At 70.9% G+C, this 19,380-nt stretch carries 18 protein-coding genes; 10 read left to right on the top strand and 8 right to left on the bottom strand.

What is annotated here, in order from left to right; translation table 11 throughout:
* The first annotated feature begins 1,421 nt into the window (after nt 1–1,421).
* The gene (locus tag KLI87_RS00680; RefSeq protein ID WP_214615436.1) at nt 1,422–2,528 is read left to right on the top strand and encodes a CapA family protein; all 1,107 of its coding nucleotides are present in this window, start codon (nt 1,422–1,424) and stop codon (nt 2,526–2,528) included.
* 437 nt (nt 2,529–2,965) lie between these two features.
* Here the strand turns inward: KLI87_RS00680 and KLI87_RS00675 are convergent, their stop codons facing one another.
* On the bottom strand, nt 2,966–3,427 hold the full coding sequence (locus KLI87_RS00675) for a ribonuclease domain-containing protein (protein WP_214615435.1): 462 nt from the start codon (nt 3,425–3,427) through the stop codon (nt 2,966–2,968).
* Nucleotides 3,428–4,006: 579 nt separating this feature from the next.
* Between KLI87_RS00675 and KLI87_RS00670 the strand changes: the two genes are divergently transcribed.
* A complete protein-coding gene (locus KLI87_RS00670) occupies nt 4,007–4,855 on the top strand; it encodes a hypothetical protein (protein ID WP_214615434.1) in 849 nt (282 codons plus the stop codon).
* 5 nt (nt 4,856–4,860) lie between these two features.
* Here the strand turns inward: KLI87_RS00670 and KLI87_RS00665 are convergent, their stop codons facing one another.
* Together KLI87_RS00665 and KLI87_RS00660 are read right to left on the bottom strand one after the other, a co-directional pair.
* On the bottom strand, nt 4,861–5,427 hold the full coding sequence (locus KLI87_RS00665; protein WP_214615433.1) for a DUF4232 domain-containing protein: 567 nt from the start codon (nt 5,425–5,427) through the stop codon (nt 4,861–4,863).
* Between the two features lie 17 nt (nt 5,428–5,444).
* A complete protein-coding gene (locus KLI87_RS00660; RefSeq protein WP_214615432.1) occupies nt 5,445–6,548 on the bottom strand; it encodes a serine hydrolase in 1,104 nt (367 codons plus the stop codon).
* Between the two features lie 171 nt (nt 6,549–6,719).
* On the opposite strand from KLI87_RS00660, the gene KLI87_RS00655 reads away from it, so the two are divergent.
* A complete protein-coding gene (locus KLI87_RS00655; RefSeq protein ID WP_214615431.1) occupies nt 6,720–7,880 on the top strand; it encodes a serine hydrolase in 1,161 nt (386 codons plus the stop codon).
* A 47-nt stretch (nt 7,881–7,927) separates the two neighbouring features.
* Here the strand turns inward: KLI87_RS00655 and KLI87_RS00650 are convergent, their stop codons facing one another.
* Entirely contained in the window at nt 7,928–8,683 is a 756-nt protein-coding gene (locus tag KLI87_RS00650; RefSeq protein ID WP_214615430.1) for an SDR family oxidoreductase, read from the bottom strand.
* Nucleotides 8,684–8,937: 254 nt separating this feature from the next.
* On the opposite strand from KLI87_RS00650, the gene KLI87_RS00645 reads away from it, so the two are divergent.
* Together KLI87_RS00645 and KLI87_RS00640 are read left to right on the top strand one after the other, a co-directional pair.
* A complete protein-coding gene (locus tag KLI87_RS00645; RefSeq protein WP_214615429.1) occupies nt 8,938–9,693 on the top strand; it encodes a hypothetical protein in 756 nt (251 codons plus the stop codon).
* A gap of 153 nt (nt 9,694–9,846) precedes the next feature.
* Complete coding sequence (locus KLI87_RS00640) at nt 9,847–10,296, top strand: ATP-binding protein (protein ID WP_214615428.1); 450 nt, start codon at nt 9,847–9,849, stop codon at nt 10,294–10,296.
* Here KLI87_RS00640 and KLI87_RS00635 read toward each other — a convergent pair.
* On the bottom strand, nt 10,280–10,432 hold the full coding sequence (locus KLI87_RS00635) for a hypothetical protein (RefSeq protein WP_156217419.1): 153 nt from the start codon (nt 10,430–10,432) through the stop codon (nt 10,280–10,282). The two genes, KLI87_RS00640 and KLI87_RS00635, sit on opposite strands and share 17 nt — an antisense overlap.
* Before the next feature lie 390 nt (nt 10,433–10,822).
* On the opposite strand from KLI87_RS00635, the gene KLI87_RS00630 reads away from it, so the two are divergent.
* The 3 genes from KLI87_RS00630 to KLI87_RS00620 all read left to right on the top strand — a co-directional run bounded on the left by KLI87_RS00630 (nt 10,823) and on the right by KLI87_RS00620 (nt 13,779).
* Nucleotides 10,823–12,160 (top strand): LCP family protein, encoded by a 1,338-nt coding sequence (locus tag KLI87_RS00630; RefSeq protein WP_214615427.1) that lies wholly within the window; start codon nt 10,823–10,825, stop codon nt 12,158–12,160.
* A gap of 63 nt (nt 12,161–12,223) precedes the next feature.
* Nucleotides 12,224–13,177 (top strand): GlxA family transcriptional regulator, encoded by a 954-nt coding sequence (locus tag KLI87_RS00625; protein ID WP_156217421.1) that lies wholly within the window; start codon nt 12,224–12,226, stop codon nt 13,175–13,177.
* Nucleotides 13,174–13,779 (top strand): DJ-1/PfpI family protein, encoded by a 606-nt coding sequence (locus tag KLI87_RS00620; protein WP_156217422.1) that lies wholly within the window; start codon nt 13,174–13,176, stop codon nt 13,777–13,779. The genes KLI87_RS00625 and KLI87_RS00620 overlap by 4 nt, the downstream gene beginning before the upstream one ends.
* A gap of 27 nt (nt 13,780–13,806) precedes the next feature.
* On the opposite strand, the gene KLI87_RS00615 is transcribed toward KLI87_RS00620, so the two are convergent.
* Together KLI87_RS00615 and KLI87_RS00610 are read right to left on the bottom strand one after the other, a co-directional pair.
* A complete protein-coding gene (locus KLI87_RS00615) occupies nt 13,807–14,661 on the bottom strand; it encodes a hypothetical protein (RefSeq protein ID WP_214615426.1) in 855 nt (284 codons plus the stop codon).
* Nucleotides 14,662–14,671: 10 nt separating this feature from the next.
* A complete protein-coding gene (locus KLI87_RS00610) occupies nt 14,672–15,589 on the bottom strand; it encodes an arginase family protein (protein WP_308165794.1) in 918 nt (305 codons plus the stop codon).
* Between the two features lie 45 nt (nt 15,590–15,634).
* Here KLI87_RS00610 and KLI87_RS00605 point away from each other — a divergent pair, with 45 nt between their 5' ends.
* Nucleotides 15,635–17,251: a CocE/NonD family hydrolase gene (locus KLI87_RS00605; RefSeq protein ID WP_214615425.1), complete on the top strand. Its 1,617-nt coding sequence runs from the start codon at nt 15,635–15,637 to the stop codon at nt 17,249–17,251.
* On the opposite strand, the gene def is transcribed toward KLI87_RS00605, so the two are convergent.
* Nucleotides 17,228–17,824: a peptide deformylase gene (gene def, locus KLI87_RS00600; protein ID WP_214615424.1), complete on the bottom strand. Its 597-nt coding sequence runs from the start codon at nt 17,822–17,824 to the stop codon at nt 17,228–17,230. The two genes, KLI87_RS00605 and def, sit on opposite strands and share 24 nt — an antisense overlap.
* A 581-nt stretch (nt 17,825–18,405) precedes the next feature.
* On the opposite strand from def, the gene KLI87_RS00595 reads away from it, so the two are divergent.
* Nucleotides 18,406–19,338 (top strand): dienelactone hydrolase family protein, encoded by a 933-nt coding sequence (locus tag KLI87_RS00595; RefSeq protein ID WP_156217427.1) that lies wholly within the window; start codon nt 18,406–18,408, stop codon nt 19,336–19,338.
* The last annotated feature ends 42 nt before the right edge of the window (nt 19,339–19,380 follow it).

Here is a 19,380-nt window from a genome sequence, read left to right as displayed (position 1 = left end):
CGAACCCTGTAGGGGCGATAAGAACGCAGGCGCCCCACGAGCGCGGCCGTGGCAGCGCCCCAGATTGCGAACCCTCGCGGAGGGGCAATGAGGACCGCGATGGGCGCGGTCACGGAGCGCACGACGCGCACCTTGCGAACCCACCTAGGGCCGATGGACAGTCCACCCGGGTCAGAATGCCGCTGCGGATGTTGCGATCCCGCGTAGGGGCGATGAGGACGCGCGAGCGCCTGACGGACGCGGACATGAACTTCGAGTTGCGAACCCGCGTAGGGGTGATGAAGACAGGACGATGTGCCCGCCATGGTCGCCATGCGACGGTTGCGAACCCTCGTAGGGCGATGAGGACCCGATCAAGGTGTCCGAGGCGCGCATCACCAGCGCGTTGCGAACCCTCGTAGGAGCGATGAGGACCGGAGGGCAGGCCGCTGGAACTGCTCCGCATCGTCGCGTTGCGAACCCTCGTAGGAGCGATAAGGACCATCTGGGCGTTGAAGCACGCGCCCGTAGTCGACACGTTGCGAACCCTCATAGGAGCGATGAGGACCAGGGGCACCCTGCCGAGCCTTGGCAAGACACCTGTTGCGAACCCTCGTAGGAGCGATGAGGACCCGGACATCACCGCGGCCGCGCGGGCGGCCGTCCGGTTGCGAACCCTCGTAGGAGCGATGAGGACGGGTGACCCGACGGTAAAGCCACAGGTCTGTGAGGGGAAGCACGGCCTGCTCGAAGCGGAATCTTCAGTGATCCGCCGGTTGTGTCGTTGACCCTGGCGTGTCACTGAAAAACCTTGATCAAGCTTGTATCGGCGACCCGGGTGGATGAAGAGGTTACGAGGCATTGATGACGGCGGTGCATCGCAGGTTCAGCGTAGGGCCTCGCGAAGCTCGGTGACGTCCGGTCGGCCCGACGTGCGTGAGGTCAGCTGGGTGTGCGAGCGGCGTAGCTACTCCAGTAGCCGCTGCGGCGCCGTGCCCTTGGCAACCGTCGACGCCTGTCTTGCACTCACAGGCGAGCCCTTGGCCCGAAGTCGGCGGTGCTCAGCCGGACGCCGAAAATCGCGGGCATGGTTGGGGGTGGCGTCTTCCGCTGGTCGGGGTCACTTCGCCGAGACCGTGACGCGCCTGACGTACGCGTACTTGGCGTGCCGTCGGAGGTTCTTCCAGTCTGCCGGCCTTGCCGATGGCGGTGACGCGCCGGGCGCCGCTCCGCGCGATGGCGTCGCCAATATGCCTGTTACGCGAGGCTTGTGCGCTTGCAAAGATGCGTCCAGAATCCGGCGGATTCCGACAAAGGCATCCTTAACGATGATCCACATTCTGGTAAGTTGTCGTTTGAGGGAATTGAGATGTTGAAGACCCGTATGCATGGGAACTTCAGCGTCCGTTCGAAAGGCCGTGATCACCCGGGGTCGGTGCGCTATGGGCGGTCTGCTCGTCGGCGCGCTCGGGCTCGCCGTGCTGTCGGGGTGCGGTGGCGACGACGACCACCCTGCGGGGCAGCGCGGGGCGACCGAGTCGGGCGGACGGCAGGAAGCTCGGTTCACCGTGGCGGGGACCGGCGACTTCCTCCTGCACGAGGTCGTGACCAAACAGGCCGCATCGGATGCGAAGGCCAGGGGGAAGAGCGGGTTCGACTTCAGTCCGATGCTCGCCCAGCTCAAGCCCATCATCAGTGACACGGACCTGGGAGTCTGCCACGTCGAGACGCCGTTGGCCCCGCCATCGGGGCCCTTCCTGGGCTACCCGATGTTCAGCTCACCGCCGCAGATCGTGAGCGCGATCCGCGGGCTCGGCTACAAGACCTGCTCCACCGCGTCCAACCACTCCATTGATCAAGGAGAACCGGGCGTGCGCCGAACCATCGACGACCTGGACAAGGCGGACATTCGGCACACGGGCACAGCCCTCAGCGCGAAAGATGCGGAGCGGATAAACATCCTGAACGTGAAAGGGGTCAAGGTCGCCCAGCTCTCCTACACCTTCGGCACCAACGGCATCCCGAAGCCCGCCGGAAAACCCTGGATCGTGAACTCCCCTCTGAACCCCAAAAGGATCCTCGCCGACGCGGCCCGCGCCAAACAGGCAGGCGCCGAGATCGTGATCCTCAGCCTGCACTGGGGCGAGGAGTACAAGCACGAGCCGACGGCCGAGCAGCGCAACCTGGCGAAGACCTTGATGCGCTCGCCCGATGTCGACCTGATCCTCGGCTGCCACGCGCACGTCGTCCAGCCCTACGAGCGGATCAACGGCAAATGGGTCGTGTACGGCATGGGGAACGTGGTCGCCAACCCGACCGCCAACACCCAGGCCACGCACGAAGGGATCGTCGCGAAGGTCACCTTCACCCGCAACTCGCAGGGCCGGTGGAAGACGCAGCCCTCCTTCGTCCCCACGCTCGTCACGCCCGGCACCATCAGACTCCGCGCGCTGAGCAGTGATTCAGGAAGCCAGGCCACCGTGGCCAGCACGACCCGGGTCGTGCGAAGCCTCGGATACAACATCCCACTCGCCTCAACCCAGAACTAGGGCCGACGAGAACCTGCAAGCGCTGCTCCGCCTGCCGCTGACGCCCGAGTTTCGATCCCGCTCGGGGCGATGAGGACGTCGCCCAGCCGTCCGCCAGGGACCATTCCGGAGGCGTTGCGAACCCTGCTGGGGCGATGAGGACAGGTCGATGCGAAGGGAATTCGTCGCACTGCTGAATGTTGCGAACCCTGTGGGGGGGCGATGAGGACGTGTATGAGTTCGGCGACCCGGCCACCGCGGCGAAGGTTGCGAACCCTGCTGGGGGCGATGAGGGCCCCACGGTAAAGCCGTAGACCTGAGAAGGGAAGTGGGGCTCGCTGGATATGGGCTCTTCAGCGGTCCGCCGGTCGTGTTGGCGAGGCCGGTGTGTCGCTGAAGAGTCTTGATCCACTTCGTGGCGACAGGTCGGGGCCTAGCTTGGAGATGATCAGGGTCGCCTACCAGCCGGCGCCTATGTAGCAGAAGCTTCTGTAGTGGTCGGCGGTGTAGTAGAGGTTGCCGCCCCTGAGTCTCCGGACGAGGCGATGGCTGTCTCTCGGCGCATTCGGCCTACTGCTCGGGTGCACGTCGTACTCGTTGTAGGTGCCGTATGACGGCAGTCGCGGTGTACTGACGTTCTTGTAGGTTCTTCCGCCCCAGATGAAGGCGACGCGCCCGCCCTCGTCCATGCGGTACTGCTTGTTGACATCTCCGTTGCGCACCCAGCCGTTGCGTTTCCACCACCTGGCGATGGCGGTGGGCGGGTTGCTGCACATCGGGAAGCCGCGTGTCCACGATTCGGAGGCCGGGGCTGATGGTGCCGGGCGGGTCGGTGCGGACGAGGCGGCGGGAGCGGCGCCGGTGATCAGGGCGGCGGCGGCGAGTGGTGTCAGCCATCGGGCGGCTCTCTGGGCCAGCATGGATTCCCTTTCTTGCGTTGAGAAGCGAGGAGGGGTTCGTGGCAGCGCATTCTCGTGCGGTGTGGTCAGTCGTGAGCATCGATGATGCGCCGCTATGTGTACATATTTGTTGGCGTGGGCGGCCGATCGCGTGGATCTTTGTTGCGCGAGTCAAAAGTTAGCAGGTGCCATTTATTGATCACAAGGTTGCGGCTCAATGGGGACTTGCTGTCCATTCATTGCAAATGGATGAGATTTGGCACTTGGTTGTTGTCTGGTTGGAACAGTCCGAAGGGTGGGGCGGCATGCCGGGGTGGGACCGGAAGGGTCTGGGGATCTGCCTTCCTTATGGGCGCTGAGCGCGGAGGACCGGTTGGCCCGTTGCATCGGTGATTTCGGACCGGTCGCGAGACGGCGGTGATTCGAGGGCGTCCAGCATGTCAGCGTGGTCGTCAAAGGGTCGCAACCGTCTCGGGTGGGCCAGAGTTTCAGATGGTGGCGAAGGTCGGGAATTTTGGCCCTTGGCGACATGGGTGGGCGGTGAGACGCTCACCGCCCACCCGGCCCCAGCGGAGGGTGCCTTCCTGAAAGGAGACCGTTTTGCTGTCTCGACGCTCCCCGGCGCGCCGCCGTGTCATGGCGGCCGCGCTCACCGTGGCGGTCGCCGGTGTCTCGCCCGCCCCGGCCGGTGCGACCGTTCGGCATCGCTTGTCCGGCCTGGAAATGGTGCAAGAGAGCGGGAAGGTCTCGCCCTACGAGGCCAGGACCGCCCACTGCCCCGAGGGCAAGCAACCCGTGGGAGGAGGCTTCGATCTGCCCGAGGGCCATAGTGTGGCCGCCTCGTTCCCTGTCGCCGACTCCGGGTGGCTGGTCAAGGCCCGCTCCGACAACGGGGACACCGCCCCGTTCGAGATGACCTGGTACGCCATGTGCGCGACCCCGTCGCCCGGCTACAGGATCATCAAGAACTCGGGGGTCGTTCCCAACAGGCATGGAGTCGGAATGGAGTGCTGGAACGACGCACCCCCGTACCCCCATTACGAACACATGGTGAATGTCGGAGGCGAGGCCAAGGGGCCGACTGCGGCGCTGACCGGTGCCAATATGTCGTACCAGCCGTCCCGCACCTACATCCGCGGCTTCGCCGGGGGCGCGCGAACCGACTCCGACACCGTGGAGGTCGACCTCTACGTGATCTGCATCGAGAACTCCGACGGCAGCGCCGACTGGTACAAGGAAGAACGGGGTTCCTACCTCAACGGCGACGGGCCCACCTGGGCCTGCCCGCGCGGCACGAGCAGCGTCGGTGTCGGCTTCTTCAGCTGGGAAGCCTTCCTGAGGTCCAGCAGGCCGCACGCCACCGGCAAGAGCGACTGGAAGCTCACGGGGGTCAACCCCAGCGGACCCGGTTACGAGATATCCGGGAACCTTATTTGCGAACGCTATTGACGCGGCTAGCGGGAGAGGGTCCAGGCTGTGGTTTTCAGGGTGCCTGTGGTGCCCAGGTCCAGGGTTCCTGACGGCTGGATGGTTTGGGGTTGGCGGCCTGGGGCGGGAACTATTTGGAGGTAGATGCCTTTGATCGGTGGGTCGACTGAGTCGGCGACCGTGTTTCGCCAGACGACCACCGCTTCGGCTGCCTTGCCTGGGGTGATCGTCAGGGGGTGCGGGCCTGCGTCTTTTACCTCTGTGGGGCCTTGAACGATTCTGATCGGGGCCGGCTTGCGGGAGGCGTCCAGGACGGTGAGGCCCGGGTAGCCGTTCAAGGTGTAGGGCTTCGTGCCGCAGTTGACCAGTTTGATCCGCATCGCGCGCAGGCCCAGGGCGGCGTCCGGGATGTCCGAGGTGATCGAGATGCCGTCCGGGGGGCAGGGTGGCGGCGAGGGGGACAGCGCGGACTTGGGCAGCATCGACGGCGGCGGGACGGCGGCGGTGGTGTCGGTGGACGGCGCGGATCCGCATGCGCCGCACAGCACCACCGCCGCGGCGATGATCGGCCAGGCTCGGGGACGGCGGGTCACCCGCTCAGCATGTCAGGTCAGGAGCAGAAGGCCGTCTCGGCGGCCTTCTTGATCTTCGCCTGGAAGGCCGGGTTGCCCTCCTCGCCTTCGGTCTCGTTGTAGGTGATGACGGCCTGGCGGCGGCCGTCCGCGCTGGTGTAGGCCCAGGTGCGGTAGCCGGGGAAGCCGCCGTCGTGGCCCCAGCCGTAGCCGCAGGAGAACCTCGTCCGGGCGACGCCCAGGCCGTAGTCCTCGACGATCCACTCGTCCATCACGGGGCGGGTGGTCGTCAGCTCGCGCATCTGGCGCGCGGGCAGGATCCGGCCGGTGAACAGGGCCCGGTGGAAGCGGGCCAGGTCGTCGACGGTGGAGATGAGGCCGCCGGAGCCGCGTCCGCTGGACGGGCTGACCTCCGTGCTCACGTCGCCGTACTTGCCCCAGTAGCCGTGGATGTAGGGGCCGGGGAACGCGCGGCTCGACGTCGGGAACGAGGTGTGCCGCAGCTTGAGGGGGTTGAAGATCCGGCGCTTCAGCTCGGTGCCGAGCGTCCGGCCGGTCGCCTTCTCGACGACCATGTCGGCGAGGATGTAGTTGGTGTTGGAGTAGTTCCAGCCTTCGCCGGGCTCGTACTTCGGCGGCTGCTCCATGGCCATCGCGATGAGTTCGGGCTTGGTCCAGGTGCGCTTGGGGTCCTGCAGGAGACGCGGGTCGCGGGTGTAGTCGTTCAGGCCGGTCTTCTGCGCGAGCAGCTGGCGGAGGGTGATCTTCGAGCCGTCGTTGCCGTTGCCCTGGACGACGCCGGGCAGCCACTTCTCGACCGTGTCGTCGAGGGAGAGGCGGTGCTCGGCGGCGAGTTGGAGGACGACCGTCGAGGTGAACGACTTGGTGAGGCTCGCCGCGCGGAACATCAGCCGGTGGTCCATGGGGGCGCCGGTCGCCTTGTCGGACACGCCCGAGGTGACGTAGGAGACGTGTCCGCCCCGGCGCATCATGATGTTCACGCCGGGGACGCCGGAGGCGACGAGGTCGTCCGCCGCGGCCTGGGCCTTGGGCTTGGGGGCGGCGTTCGCGGCGGGGACGACGGCGGTGACGGCGAGTGCGGCGCCGAGGGCGGCGGTGAACAGGGCCGGGATGCGCGACATGGTGACTCCTCGTCGGTTCGTGCTGACGTGATCAACACTGCCGAAGCAGAGTCGGCGCGACACTGGGCCCAGGGCCCGAGCGGGGGTGTAGCTGTCTACACCATGGCGTGTCCCCTGTAGGAGGGACCCTTCTGGCCTGTGATTCTGGCTCGGCCGGGGGACGCCTCCGGCGTGGCCTTCTCCGTAGCGTTCCGGGGCATGAAGGCATCCAGACTGACCGTGATCGTTGCCGCTGTCGCCATGACCGGTGCATGCGGCGGCGCCCCCGGGGTCGCCGCGCAGCGGGTGGCCGATACGGAATCGCCCCACAGCCCTGCGATCGACGCGTTCTTGGACGCGACGCTCCCGAAGGGGCCCGGGGGTACGGTCGTCGCCGCGCGGGACGGGCGGCTCGTCCACTGCGCGGGCTTCGGGCTCGCCGATCGCGAGAAGGCGGTCCCGGCGGGCTGCGACACCGCCTACGACATCATGTCGATCACCAAGCAGTTCACCGCCGCCGCGATCATGAAGCTGGAGATGGCGGGACGGCTGCGGGTGACCGATCCGATCAGTACCCTCCTCGGCCCGGTGCCCCCTGACAAGCGGGGGATCACCGTCCATCATCTGCTGACGCACACCTCGGGGCTGGACGACGAGCAGGGCGGAGACGACTACGAGAAGGTTTCGCGTGGGCGCATGCTGAGCGTCGCGCTGAAATCCCGGCTCCAGTCCACTCCAGGTGCCGAGTTCCATTACTCCAACCTGGGTTACAGCGTTCTCGCGGCGATCGTCGAGAAGGTCTCCGGTGCCGGTTACGAACGGTTTCTCGCACGGGAGTTGTTCGCGCCGTCCGGGATGCGGCAGACGGGCTATGTGCTGCCGCGCTGGCGGCCGGGGCAGATCGCGGTCGAGTACGACGAGCAGGGCGAACCGCGGGGGCGGCCGAACGAGCACCCCTGGGCGCCGGACGGTCCGTACTGGTTCCTGCGCGGCAACGGCGGCATCATCTCAACGCCGCGTGACATGTTCCGCTGGCATCGCGCGCTGGAAGGCGACTCGATCCTGTCCGCGGATGCCAAGGCGAAGATGTTCAAGCCCTATGCCTACGTCGGGGTGCTGAACGGCGGCAAGTACTACTACGGATACGGCTGGGGCATCACCGATACCAGCGCGGGGACGGCCATTGAGCACACCGGCGGGAATGACTGGTCCTTCGGGGACTTCGCCCGCTTCCCCCGACGGAAGACGATGGTCTTCTGGATCACCAACCACGTCCAGCGGGAAGGGAAGTGGAACCTGGAGGATCTGGACGCGGAGCTGACGCTCGGCGTCGAGAGGCGCGCGTCGGGTTGAGGCCGGGGCGCGCGGCGCGGTGGGCGGGCACCGCGCCGCGCGGCCGGTCAGCGGGCGGTGGTGAGCCACTCCTCGAACGTCGGGCCCGCGAGGACGGTGTCCGGGCCGGCGAGCAGCACGCCGGACCTCACCAGCTCGAAGTCGGGGTCGCCCGGCCGCTCGACGCCCTCGACGCGCGGCGGGTCGCCGCGCCGCGCCGCGAGCCGGGCGGCCATGTCGACCAGGTCCTCCTCGCGCGGTCCCGCGATGTTCGAGATCGGCGGGGCGTCCTCGGTGCCGGGCGCCGTGGCCAGGTCGGCGAGCGCCTCGGCCACCGTCCGCGCGGCGACCGGCTGGACGCGGGTGGACGGGACGTGGCTCACGTCCCCCTGCCGTCCCCATTCGAGGTTCTGCGCGGCGAACTCGTGGAACTGCGCCGCCCTCAGGATGCGCACGGGGATCGGCCCCGCCAGCGCGACCCGCTCCTGCTCGGCCTTGGCCGCCATGTAGCCGCCCGAGAACCGGTCGACGGCGAGGATGGACAGCACGACCATCCGGCGCACGCCCGCCCGCCGCCCCGCCTCCATCAGGTTCCGCACGGCGGTCGTGAAGAACTCCGTCGCCGCCGCCTGGTCGATGGTCCCCGCGTTGCTGACCTCGATGACGCACTCCACGCCGCTCAGGGCGGCGTCGAGGCCGTCCCCGGTGATCACGTCCACCCCGGCGGACCGGGACACCGCGACGACGTCGTGGCCGCCGGTCTCCAGGATCTCGACGACATGACGGCCGACCATCCCGGTCGCTCCCACCACTGCGATCTTCATATCTCTTCCTTCCGTCACCAGAGCGACGACGCACCCCCGGTTCCTGTGACCGCGCGACCGGAGTACACGGCCCGGACGCGGGCGGCCACTAGTGGCCGTCCCCAGATAAAGCCGCGAGATACGAGGTAGGGGGACCGCCTGCCCGGTGGGCGGGCGGGCGAATGGTCCTTTCGTCCGTGGCGCGCCGTGGCGGGTTGGAGGATGTCGGGTGGTCGGCCGAGGGGCCGGTCCCGGCGTCGGGTTGAGGAGTATCGGTGGGATTTCGGACGGGTTCGGCGGTGGTCGTCGCGTGCGCGCTGGCCCTGACCGGCTGTGAGCTGGGGGGAGCGAAGGATTCGGAGGGGAAGGGCAAGCCCGCGGTGACCGAGGCCCCCGCCACCGACGGCGGCGAGCTGGCCAACCGGATCTCGGCGGCGTTCAAGAAGGCGCGTGCCGTGCACGCGTCCGGCACCTGGAAGGACAGCGGCGGGGGCGTCTCCCGGATCGACATCCGGATGCAGGGGGCGGACAGGCAGGTCGACGCGAAGGTCTTCGAGCTCGGCCGGATCGAGTTCGTCCAGGTGGGCGAGAAGGCGTATCTCAAGAGCCCGGCGGTGTGGAAGCTGCTTGAGAACGAGTCGAAGACGAAGGGGCTCGCGGCGCGGGTCGGCGACCGCTGGGGGGCGCTCAACGCCTCCGGAGGGCAGTTCGTCGACAAGCTGGTCGGGCTGGACGCGCTGCTGGTCCTGGCGTTCGGCGGCATGAACCCGCCCGGGACGGTGACCACGCTCGGCGGCCGGCCCGCCCGCGCCATCGGCTTCAAGGACTCGCCCGGCAAGACGATGTACATGGCGGCGTCGGGGGACGCGCGGCCGTTCGCGTTGGTCGACGGCAAGGAGCGGCTCGGCTTCGAGTACGACGTCCCGGTGCGGATCGAGGAACCCCGCGACGTGGTCTTCCTCCCGCACATGACCGGCGCCGCGTCCCGTCCGGGGGCGGAGCGTGGTCGGGGCGGTGTACGGGCGGTGTGATGTGCGGAAACGTTCGCGCATCCTGAACGGCGGGCGGGGACCGGCCGTACAGCCTGGGTGACGGGTGACTTTCCGGAGCGGAGGGGGGCCGTCGCCGTGGGTGTCGAGGACGCGTCGCGACCCGCCGGACGAACCGGACGGCGGGGAGGTGCGGTGGGCGGGGTGCTCGGTGAGGTCACGCTGCCGGGGACGCGGCGCTCGGTCGGGGTCGCGCGGGGTTTCGTCCGGGAGCTCGCGGCCGGTTTCGAGGATCTGGACGACCTGGTGACCGTGGTGAGCGAGATGGTCGCGAACGCGGTCACGCACACGGCGTCGGGACGGCGGGACGGTCACGTGCGGGTGGTGCTCGCGGAGGCCGCGGGACGGTACCGGCTTGAGGTCGCCGACGACGGCGCGGACGGCGCGCTCCCCCGGGTGAGGGAGGAGGCCGGCGCGGAGACGGGGCGCGGGCTGCGGATCGTCGCGGTCCTGGCGGAGCGGTGGGGGTTCCGGATGGACGGCACCCGCACCGTCGTCTGGGCGGAGTTCCCCGTCCGCAGCGGGGAGGCCCCGGCCCCGGCCGGGGAGGGCCGGGGCCGGGGGCCGGTCAGCGGCCCCGGTTGAGCTGCCGGGTGGGCATCTGCCGGGCGTTGCGCCGACCGCCGGCGAGACCGGCGGCGCGGAAATCGTGGTTCTTCTGCTTCCCCTTCTTCCTGAATTTGGCGAAGGGGTCGGATTCAGGGTTGTTCATGGCGCGCATGAGTAAACCACCTCCGGGCATACGTGAATTCGGCCATGAAAAGGCCGCGAAAAGGCAAAGAAAAGACGCGAGGACGCCCTGAACGCGAGGTCAGGGTGTGTCTGCGGTACTGAGAGGTGGGAGCGGCCCTGAGGGCGGCTCAACCGAGGTGGGGGATCAGAGCTCCATGCGTCAGAGCATGGAACAGCCGCCCGGCGATGTCAAGTCCGATTTCCGTGAACCCGGAACGGCGGGAGTGGAGAAACGTTCGAGGACACGGCGGAAAGCATCGGGAGGGCCCATGGACATTCTGGCGGCGCTGCGCGCCCTCGGGCGCGGGTTGGAACACGAGCCGCCGCCCGCGCTCGTCCTGCAGCGCGGCAGGCTCGCCAAGGCGATCGCGGCGCGGCGGTGAGGCTCCTGGCCTGGGCGGCCGTGGGGATGGCCGTGGTGGTCGTCACCGCGAGCCTGTCGGCGTACGGGTACTACTGGAAGCTCCAGAGCGCGGTCGAGCACGAGGACGTCGACAAGCTGATCGGCGGGAACCGGCCGAAGAAGCTCAACGCCGCCCGCGACATCCTCGTCCTCGGGTCGGACACGCGCGAGGGCGCGAACGCCCGGTACGGGCGGGGCCTGCGGCACAAGCCGCCCGCGTCCGACACGATGCTGCTGCTGCACCTGTCGCCGGGCGGCGGGCAGGCGCTCGCGGTCAGCTTCCCGCGCGACCTGATGGTGCCGATCCCGGCGTGCACGCGCAAGGACGGGACGAAGGCGCCCGCCAGCACCGTCGCCATGCTGAACGAGGCGATCGCGCGGGCCGGGCCGACCTGCACGGTCAACACGATCGAGCAGGTCACCAAGATCCATATCGACCATTTCGTGCAGGTCGACTTCACGGGGTTCAAGAACATCGCGACGGCGGTCGGCGGGGTGCCGGTGTGCGTGACCGGCGACGTCCACGACAAGGACTCGGGGCTGAACCTGACGAAGGGGCGGCACCGGCTGAAGGGTGAGGACGCGCTCGCCTACGTCCGCAGCCGCAAGGGGTTCGGCGACCACAGCGACATCCAGCGGATCAAGCGGCAGCAGCACTTCTTCGGCGCGCTGGCGAAGGAGGCGATGAGCGGCGGCGTCCTCACCGATCCGGGCCGGATGAACGCCCTGCTCCAGGCCACCGCGAAGTCGCTCACGACCGACCGCGCGCTGACCGTCGGCGAGATGCTGAAGATCGCGCAGGGGATGCGGGACCTGAGCGCCGGGAAGCTGCGGTTCGTCACCGTGCCGTCCGGCGAGTACGCGCCGGACAAGAACCGGGTGGCGCTCGCGCATCCCGCGTCCGACGCGTTCTTCACCGCGATCCGCAAGGACCAGGCGCTGCCCCCGCCCACCAGGGCGCCGCGCGTGCCGCCCGGGAAGGTGCGGGTGCTCAACGCCTCCGGCGTCGAGGGGCGGGCCGCGCAGGTGGCGGCCCAGCTCAAGGACGGCGGCTGGCAGGTCACCGGGGTCGGCAACCTCGCGCGGCCGGCGCGGGTGACGGTCATCCGCTACGCGCCGGACGTCCGGGCGCGGGCGGCGGCGCTGGCCAGGCTCGTCCCGGGTGCGCGGACCGTGCGCGTGCCGGCCCCGGGCACGCTCGACCTGGTGATCGGCGCGAACTTCACGAGCGTCCGGACCTCCGGCGGCGGTGTGCCCGTCCAGCAGGGCGAGAGCCGGGCGAGTGAGGCGGTGTGCGAGACCGTCACCAGGTGATGGCGCGATCCGTGGGGTAGGGGTCGTTGACGCCATGCGCGGCGAGCGGCGAGCCTGGAGGCCATGCAGCGCGTCGCGTTCGTGATCTACGAGGGGTTCCAGGCGCTCGACCTGACCGGGCCGCACGAGGTGTTCCAGACTACCGGGCGGTACGAATGCCGGGTGGTGGCGGCCGAGGCGGGCCTCGTCCGCACCAACAGCGGTCTCGCCGTCGAGGCCGCGTACGGCATCGCGGACCTGCGTCCCGACCTCGTGGACACCTTGATGATCATCGGCGGGGTCGGGGTGGACGGCGCCCGGGAGGACGCGGCGCTGCTCGCCTGGATCGGCGCGGCCGCGCGGTCCGCGCGGCGCGTCGCGTCGGTGTGCAGCGGCGTCCTGCTGCTGGCCGCCGCCGGGCTGCTGGACGGGCGCCGCGTCACCACGCACTGGAGCCGCGAGACGCAGCTCAGGCGCGAGTTCCCCGGCCTGGACGTCGACTGCGACCCGATCTTCGTCCGGGACGGGCGGTTCTGGACCTCCGCCGGGGTCACGGCCGGGATGGACCTCGCGCTCGCCCTGGTCGAGGACGACCACGGACGCGAGGTCGCGCACGCCGTGGCCCGCGAGCTGGTGCTGTTCCTGCGGCGTCCGGGCAGCCAGTCGCAGTTCAGCGTGCCGCTGTGGTCGGCGCAGCCCGCCTCCGACCCGGTCCGGACGGCGGTGACCTCGATCCAGGCCGACCCCGGCGCCCGGCACGCCATCGCCGACCTCGCCGAGCGCTGCGGGCTGAGCGCGCGGCACCTGCAACGCCGCTTCACCGCCGAACTCGGCGTCCCGCCCGCCGCCTACGTCGAGCGGGTGCGGGTCGAGGCGGCGCGGCGGGCGCTGGCCGAGGGCGACGAACCGGTCGAGGCGCTGGCGCGCCGCCTCGGCTTCGGGACGGGCGAGACGCTGCGCCGCGCCTTCCACCGGCGGGTCGGCGTCGCCCCGTCGGACTACAGGGACCGATTCCGGGGAGCGAGGGAGTTCTCATGACCACGTACGGACTGCTGATCTTCGACAAGGCCGAGGAGCTGGACTTCGTCGGCCCGTGGGAGGTGTTCACGGCGTCGGCGATGGTGCGCGACGAGGGCGACCGGGCCGTGCTCATCGCCGAGACGACCGGCCCGGTCCGGTGCGCCAAGGGCATGCGCGTGCTGGCCGACCACACCCTGGACGACCACCCCGACCTGGACGTGCTGCTCGTCCCCGGCGGCTACGGCGCCCGCGAGGTCCAGCCGCACAACGAGACCGTGACCGGCTGGATCGGCCGGACGGCCGCGGACGTCGACTGGGTGACCAGCGTGTGCACCGGCTCGTTCCTGCTCCACGCGGCGGGCGTCGCCAAGGGGCGGCGCGTCGCGACGCACTGGGGCTCGGAGGACCTGCTGGAGGCGTCCGGCGGCGTGACCGTCGTCCGCGACGCCCGCTACGTCGTGGACGGGAACCTGGTCACGAGCCAGGGCGTGTCGGCGGGCATCGACATGGCGCTGTGGCTGGTCGGGCGCATCCACGGCCGCGACCACGCGCGGGCCGTCCGGCGCTACATCCAGTACGAGCCCGCCCCGCCCTACCTCGCCGACGAGCCCGTCGCCTGAGCGGCTCAGCGGTCGAAGACGCCCGCGTCAGGGGTCGAAGACGTTCGCGGCGCCCATCGCGACCCGGCCGCGCACGTCGTCCGGCGTCATGATCTGGCCGGATCCGCCGAGCACCAGCAGCGGCCAGTGCGCGGCGACCGCGTCGACCAGCTCGGCGGTGAGCAGCTGCGACTCGGTCCCGTCGAAGATCTCCAGGGCGACCGGGGTGTAGGGCGGCTCGCCGAGGAGGGCGCGGTGCGCGAGGAGCGCGGACGGCTCGACCGGCGCGGCGCCCGGCGGCTGGAGGCGCATCCACACCCAGGCGCCGCCGCGCTCCAGCACCGCGTCGGTGTCGTCGCCGGGGCCGGACCGCGCCCCGGCGGACCGGACGAGCCGGGCGAACCGGTCCGGGGAGACCGCGCCGGGCAGCAGCAGCGTCGCCCGGCGGACCCGGCCGCGCCGCTGCCCGGCGGGCGAGGCGTGCAAGCGGCCCTCGGGCTGGAAGAAGTCGGTGCGGCGCCGCGCGAGGCGGCGGTGGAACTCGGCGACGGTGATCACCGCCTCCCCGAAGTCGCACACCGCGAGCGGCCAGCGGTCGGCGGCGGCCAGCACGATCTCGGCGGCGAGCCACTCGCTGTCGCGGCCCGCGTGCACCTCCATCATGATCCGCGTGCGCGGCGGCGCGCCGAGCGCCCGCGCGCACTCCTCGCGCAGCGCGGCGGCGCGGATCGGCTCGTCCGGCGGGAACGGGTAGACCAGCACGGACCCGTTCCCGCGTTGCAGGACGGCGACGTCGGGCTCGGTCACCGAGGGCTGGTGGACCCCGCCGAGCGAGACGACCAGGTCGCGGATCTCTCCGGACGGGATCGGCGCGCTGGAGACGAGGTTGACGTCGTGCGACACCGCGCCCGGCCTAGCCGGCCGCGGCGGCGACGGCGGTGGTGAGCGCCGTGGTGAGCGCCGCGCCCGCCGATCCGTCCGGGTCGCGTTCGGGGTCGTAGATGGCGACGTGCAGCCCGACCGCGCGGGGGCTCGACAGGAGCGCGGTGAGCACGGAGGTCAGCTCTGCGAACGACAGCCCGTCCGGGTTCGGCGAGTCGACGGCGGGCATGACGGACCGGTCGAGGATGTCGGCGTCGAGGTGGATCCAGAAACCGTCGATCGGCGCGGCCTCCAGGTACGCGCGGGCCTCCCGCCCCGCCGCGTCCGCGCTGTGCTCGCGGATGTACTCGATCGGGAACCGGCGGATCCGCGAGGTCTCGAACGCCTCCAGGTCGGAGTCCTCGAAGTCCTCCGGCTCGCGCTGGACGCCGATGTGCGCGACGTGCTCCTCGACGACGTAGGGGCGCAGCCCGCCCTGGTCGGTGAGCGCGTCCGGGCCGTGGCCGGTGACCAGGCCGAGCGCGAGCCCCCCGGCGGTGAGCCGGCCGGCGTGCGCGGCGGGGTCGAGGCGGGGCGAGTAGTCGTCGTGCCCGTCCAGGTGGGCGAGGCCGTAGGTGCCGCGCGTCCGCAGCGCCAGCATCGGGCCGAGCAGGATCGAGCAGTCGCCGCCGAGCACGAGCGGGAACCGGCCCTCGTCCAGCAGCGCGCCGATCCGCTCCGCGAGCAGCGGCGAGTACGCGGCGAGGCCGGGGCCGTTCAGGTAGCCGGTGGCGGTGTCGGGGCCGAAGACGTACGGCGGCGGCTCGACGCGTCCGGCGTCGTCCGCGCCGACACGGTCGGCGATCCCGTGGCCGCGGAGCGCGTCCGCGAGACCGCGCACGCCCGGCTCGTGGCCGTCGCGCGGCGGTCGTAGCCCGAGGTTGGAGGGAGCGTCCAGCACCGAGATCACGCTAGGCAGCCTAACGTTGGGGAGATACCGGACGTGGAGGAATTGATGACCGTTTTGGGCCGCCTCACCGAACGGATCCTCGGTCTACCCGCGGCATCGACGTCCGCAACGTCATCCGCGGGCGCGGTCGCGGTCGGCGTGGCGCGCGACCTGAGGGTGCCGATGGCCGACGGCGTCGACCTGCTCGCCGACCTGCACCGTCCGCGCGGCGCGGGCCCGCTGCCCGCCGTCCTCGTGCGCACCCCCTACGGCCGCAGGCAGGCGCTGGTGCGGGTGCTCGTCGGCGTGCTCGCCCGGCGCGGCTTCCAGGTCGTCGTGCAGGACGTGCGCGGGACGGGCGGCTCCGGCGGCGACTTCCGCGCCTTCCACGACGAGCGCGCCGACGGCCTCGCCACCCTCGCCTGGCTGCGCGCCCAGCCCTGGTGCGACGGACGGGTCGCGACGGCCGGGGCCAGCTACCTCGGCTTCGCGCAGTGGGCGCTCGCGCCGTACGCCGACCCGCCGCTGGCCGCGATGGGCCTCGGCGTCACCGCCTCGGAGATGGTCGGCTCGTTCTATCCGGGCGGCGCGCTCTCCCTGCACAACACGCTCGTGTGGTCGTCGCTGATGGGCACGCGCGACGGGCGGCCGCTGACGCACGCGCGGCGGGTCAGGCGCGCGATGCGGCACCTCCCGGTCGGCGAGGCCGACACCGCCGCGATCGGACGGCCCGAGCCGTTCTTCCGCGAGGTCACCGCGAACGCCGAGCGCCGCGAGTTCTGGGACGCGACCGACCACAGCGCGGCCGTCGCCGCGACGACCGCCCCCGCCAGCATGGTCACGGGCTGGTGGGACCTGTTCCTGCGCGGCCAACTCCGCGACTTCGAGGCGCTGCAGGACGCCGGACGGCAGCCCCGGATCACGATCGGGCCCTGGGGGCACGACCTGAAGGCCCTGCGCGCCGTCCTGCTCGACCAGGTCTCCTGGCTGGACGCGCACCTGCACGGCGACGCCGCCGCGCCGCGCCGCGCGCCCGTCCGGCTGCACCTCCAGGGCGCGGGACGCTGGCTGGACGTCGAGCGCTGGCCGCCGCCGGGGACCGAGCCGACCCCGCTGCACCTGTCGCACGTCCTGACCTGGGACGGCGACGCGTCCGGCGCCGAGCCCCTCGCGTTCACCTACGACGCCCTCGACCCCACGCCCAGCGTCGGCGGCCCGCTCCTCGCGCCCGGACGCGGCGGGCAGCGCGACAACACCCGCCTGGAGCGGCGCGGCGACGTGGCCCTGCTCACCGGCGCCGTCCTCGACCGCGACCTCGACCTGATCGGGCCGGTGTCGGCGGTGATCCACGTCCGCACGAGCACCGGGCACGGGGACCTGTTCGTCCGGCTCAGCGACGTCGACCCGCGCGGCGTCTCCCGCAACGTGACCGACGGCGTGCTGCGGATCGGCGCGCCGGGCATCGTGCGCGCCGAGGTCGAGATGCGCCCGACCGCGTACCGGTTCCGGCGCGGGCACCGGCTCCGCGTGCTGCTCGCGGGCGGCGCGTTCCCCCGCTTCGCGCGCAACCACGGCAGGGGAGAGCCGGCGGGGCGGGCCGTCGCGTCCAGGCGCGTCCGGTTCGAGGTGCACCGGGACGCCGACCACCCGTCGTCGCTGCTACTGCCCGTCTGGCGCGGCTGACGCCTCGGCCTCCGCCGCTTCGGCCGCCTGGGCGGCTTCGGCCGCCTCGGCCGCTTCGGCGCGGAGGCGCTCGTACTCCTTCAGCACCTTCTTGCGCGAGCGCGTGGACAGCCGGTCGATGTAGACCTTGCCCTCCAGGTGGTCGGTCTCGTGCTGGAGGCAGCGGGCCAGCAGCCCCGTCCCCTCCACCGTGACCGGGTCGCCCTTCAGGTCGAAGCCGTGCACGGTCGCGCGGTCGGGGCGGGCCAGCTTCGCATACGGGCCGGGCACCGACAGGCAGCCCTCGTCGCTGTCGTCCAGGTGCCGCTCGTCCAGCGGGGGAAGCTCCAGGACGGGGTTGACCACGACGCCCCTGTGCGCCACGTCCTCCTTGTCGGGGCAGTCGTAGACGAAGATCCGCAGATCGACCCCGATCTGGTTCCCGGCCAGCCCCACGCCCTTCGCCGCGTACATGCTCGCGAACATGTCGTCGGCCAGCTCCGCCAGCGCCGCGTCGAACTCCTCCACCGGGCGGCACGCCTGGTGGAGGACCGGAGTCCCGACCAACGTGATCGCCCGCACCCGCCCCGCCATGACCGCTCTCCTCCAGCCCGGCGCACACTCGGCGACCGCGACACCAGAGATTTTTCCACCTTCGGCGACACCGCCGGTATCCGTGGCCCCGCCCGCCGGCCCGGAGGAGGCGCGGGGCGCGGTTCGGGCCCACCCCCCTACGGCCCGACACGCCCCGCACGTCCGTACCAGAACGGTACGGCGGGCCGCTTACACAGCGCTTACATGTGCCGGACGGTATGAGCCGGACGTCGCGCGCCGCCGAGCCGGGCGGCGGGTCGGACGCACACCGTGTTCCGTTCGTCGCACACCGTGAACCGCTCACCGACGCGGGCCCGGGAACGCTCGATCCGGTCGTGGCGGGCTCGCTACGTTCGTCTCGTCCGCCGGATGAACGGCGCGGCCGCTCCCTGAGGGAGCGGGCCGCTTCGGGGGGAGCGGCAGGCCACGGCAGAGGGCCCGCGGCCGACCCGGCGGAACGGGGGGTAGAGGGGTCACTTCTTGGGGGGAGTGGCCCCTCCGTCTTTCCGGGGCATGAATGCTGGAGAACCTCGATTCCCTCTCCCCTTGACGGAATCGGTCAATGAAGGGCATTCCCCCCAATGAACCAGAATTCCGTAAACGCGCTCACGGCGCTCACCGCGGCGGCCGTCCTCGCCGCGTGTTCCGGCAGCACTCCCACTGCTCCCGCCGCTCCGGCCCCGAAGGCCACGGCCGCGCCGAACGACCGTCCGGCCCCCACGGCGCAGGTCCCGCGCTCGTTCGAGCGCGGCCCCGCGCCGTCGGAGAAGAGCGTGACCGCCGAACGCGGCCCGTTCGCCTTCGAGAAGATCGAGGTGCCCGCGGGCAGCGGGCCCGGCTTCAACAAGGGCACGATCTACGCGCCGACCGACACGGGCCGCGGCACGTTCGGCGCCATCGTCATGTCGCCCGGCTTCGCGTCCCCGCACACCTGGATCGACTGGTACGGGCCGCGCCTGGCCTCCCAGGGCTTCGTCGTCATGATGCTGGAGACCAACACGCTGTTCGACGTCCCGCTGCTGCGCGGGCGGCAGATCGTCGCGGCGCTCGACTACCTCACCGCCAGGAGCGTGGTGCGGGGCCGCGTCGACCCGTCCCGCACCGCGGTGATGGGGCACTCCATGGGCGGCGGCGGCACGCTGGAGGCGGCGCGGCAGCGGCCCGGACTGAAGGCCGCCGTCCCGCTCGCGCCGTGGAACCCCGACTACGACTGGGGCGGGGTCGTCGTGCCCACAATGATCATTGGCGCGCAGCGCGATGTGATCGCGCCGACGGCGTTAATGTCCGAGGCGTACTACAACCGGCTCACCGCGGCCCCCGAAAAGGCGTACCTGGTGCTCAGGGGCGCCGGTCATCTGACGTTCATGTCGCCGAACGCCACCATCGCCAAATACGTCATCTCGTGGATGAAGCGGTTCGTCGACAACGACTCCCGCTATGACCGCTTCCTGTGCCCGCCGCCGAAACCGCGGGGCCCGCTCACGGTCTACCGGGGGACCTGCCCGACCGGTTGACTTTCCTTCCGGGCTTGGGCTGGTATCGGCGGACTGTCGGAA

It is taken from the genome of Actinomadura sp. NEAU-AAG7, assembly GCF_018603865.1.
GTDB lineage: Bacteria > Actinomycetota > Actinomycetes > Streptosporangiales > Streptosporangiaceae > Spirillospora > Spirillospora litoris.
Note: the sequence above shows the minus strand (reverse complement) of the source record. Positions and strands in the feature narration are given on the sequence as shown.

What these genes read in the sequence shown, in the direction of transcription:
- KLI87_RS00675 (WP_214615435.1), bottom strand. Translation starts at nt 3,427, where the DNA reads ATGCTGGCCCAGAGAGCCGCCCGATGGCTGACACCACTCGCCGCCGCC.
- KLI87_RS00620 (WP_156217422.1), top strand. Translation starts at nt 13,174, where the DNA reads ATGACCACGTACGGACTGCTGATCTTCGACAAGGCCGAGGAGCTGGAC.
- KLI87_RS00660 (WP_214615432.1), bottom strand. Translation starts at nt 6,548, where the DNA reads ATGTCGCGCATCCCGGCCCTGTTCACCGCCGCCCTCGGCGCCGCACTC.
- KLI87_RS00680 (WP_214615436.1), top strand. Translation starts at nt 1,422, where the DNA reads ATGGGCGGTCTGCTCGTCGGCGCGCTCGGGCTCGCCGTGCTGTCGGGG.
- KLI87_RS00635 (WP_156217419.1), bottom strand. Translation starts at nt 10,432, where the DNA reads ATGCGCGCCATGAACAACCCTGAATCCGACCCCTTCGCCAAATTCAGG.
- KLI87_RS00625 (WP_156217421.1), top strand. Translation starts at nt 12,224, where the DNA reads ATGCAGCGCGTCGCGTTCGTGATCTACGAGGGGTTCCAGGCGCTCGAC.
- KLI87_RS00650 (WP_214615430.1), bottom strand. Translation starts at nt 8,683, where the DNA reads ATGAAGATCGCAGTGGTGGGAGCGACCGGGATGGTCGGCCGTCATGTC.
- def (WP_214615424.1), bottom strand. Translation starts at nt 17,824, where the DNA reads ATGGCGGGGCGGGTGCGGGCGATCACGTTGGTCGGGACTCCGGTCCTC.
- KLI87_RS00605 (WP_214615425.1), top strand. Translation starts at nt 15,635, where the DNA reads ATGACCGTTTTGGGCCGCCTCACCGAACGGATCCTCGGTCTACCCGCG.
- KLI87_RS00595 (WP_156217427.1), top strand. Translation starts at nt 18,406, where the DNA reads ATGAACCAGAATTCCGTAAACGCGCTCACGGCGCTCACCGCGGCGGCC.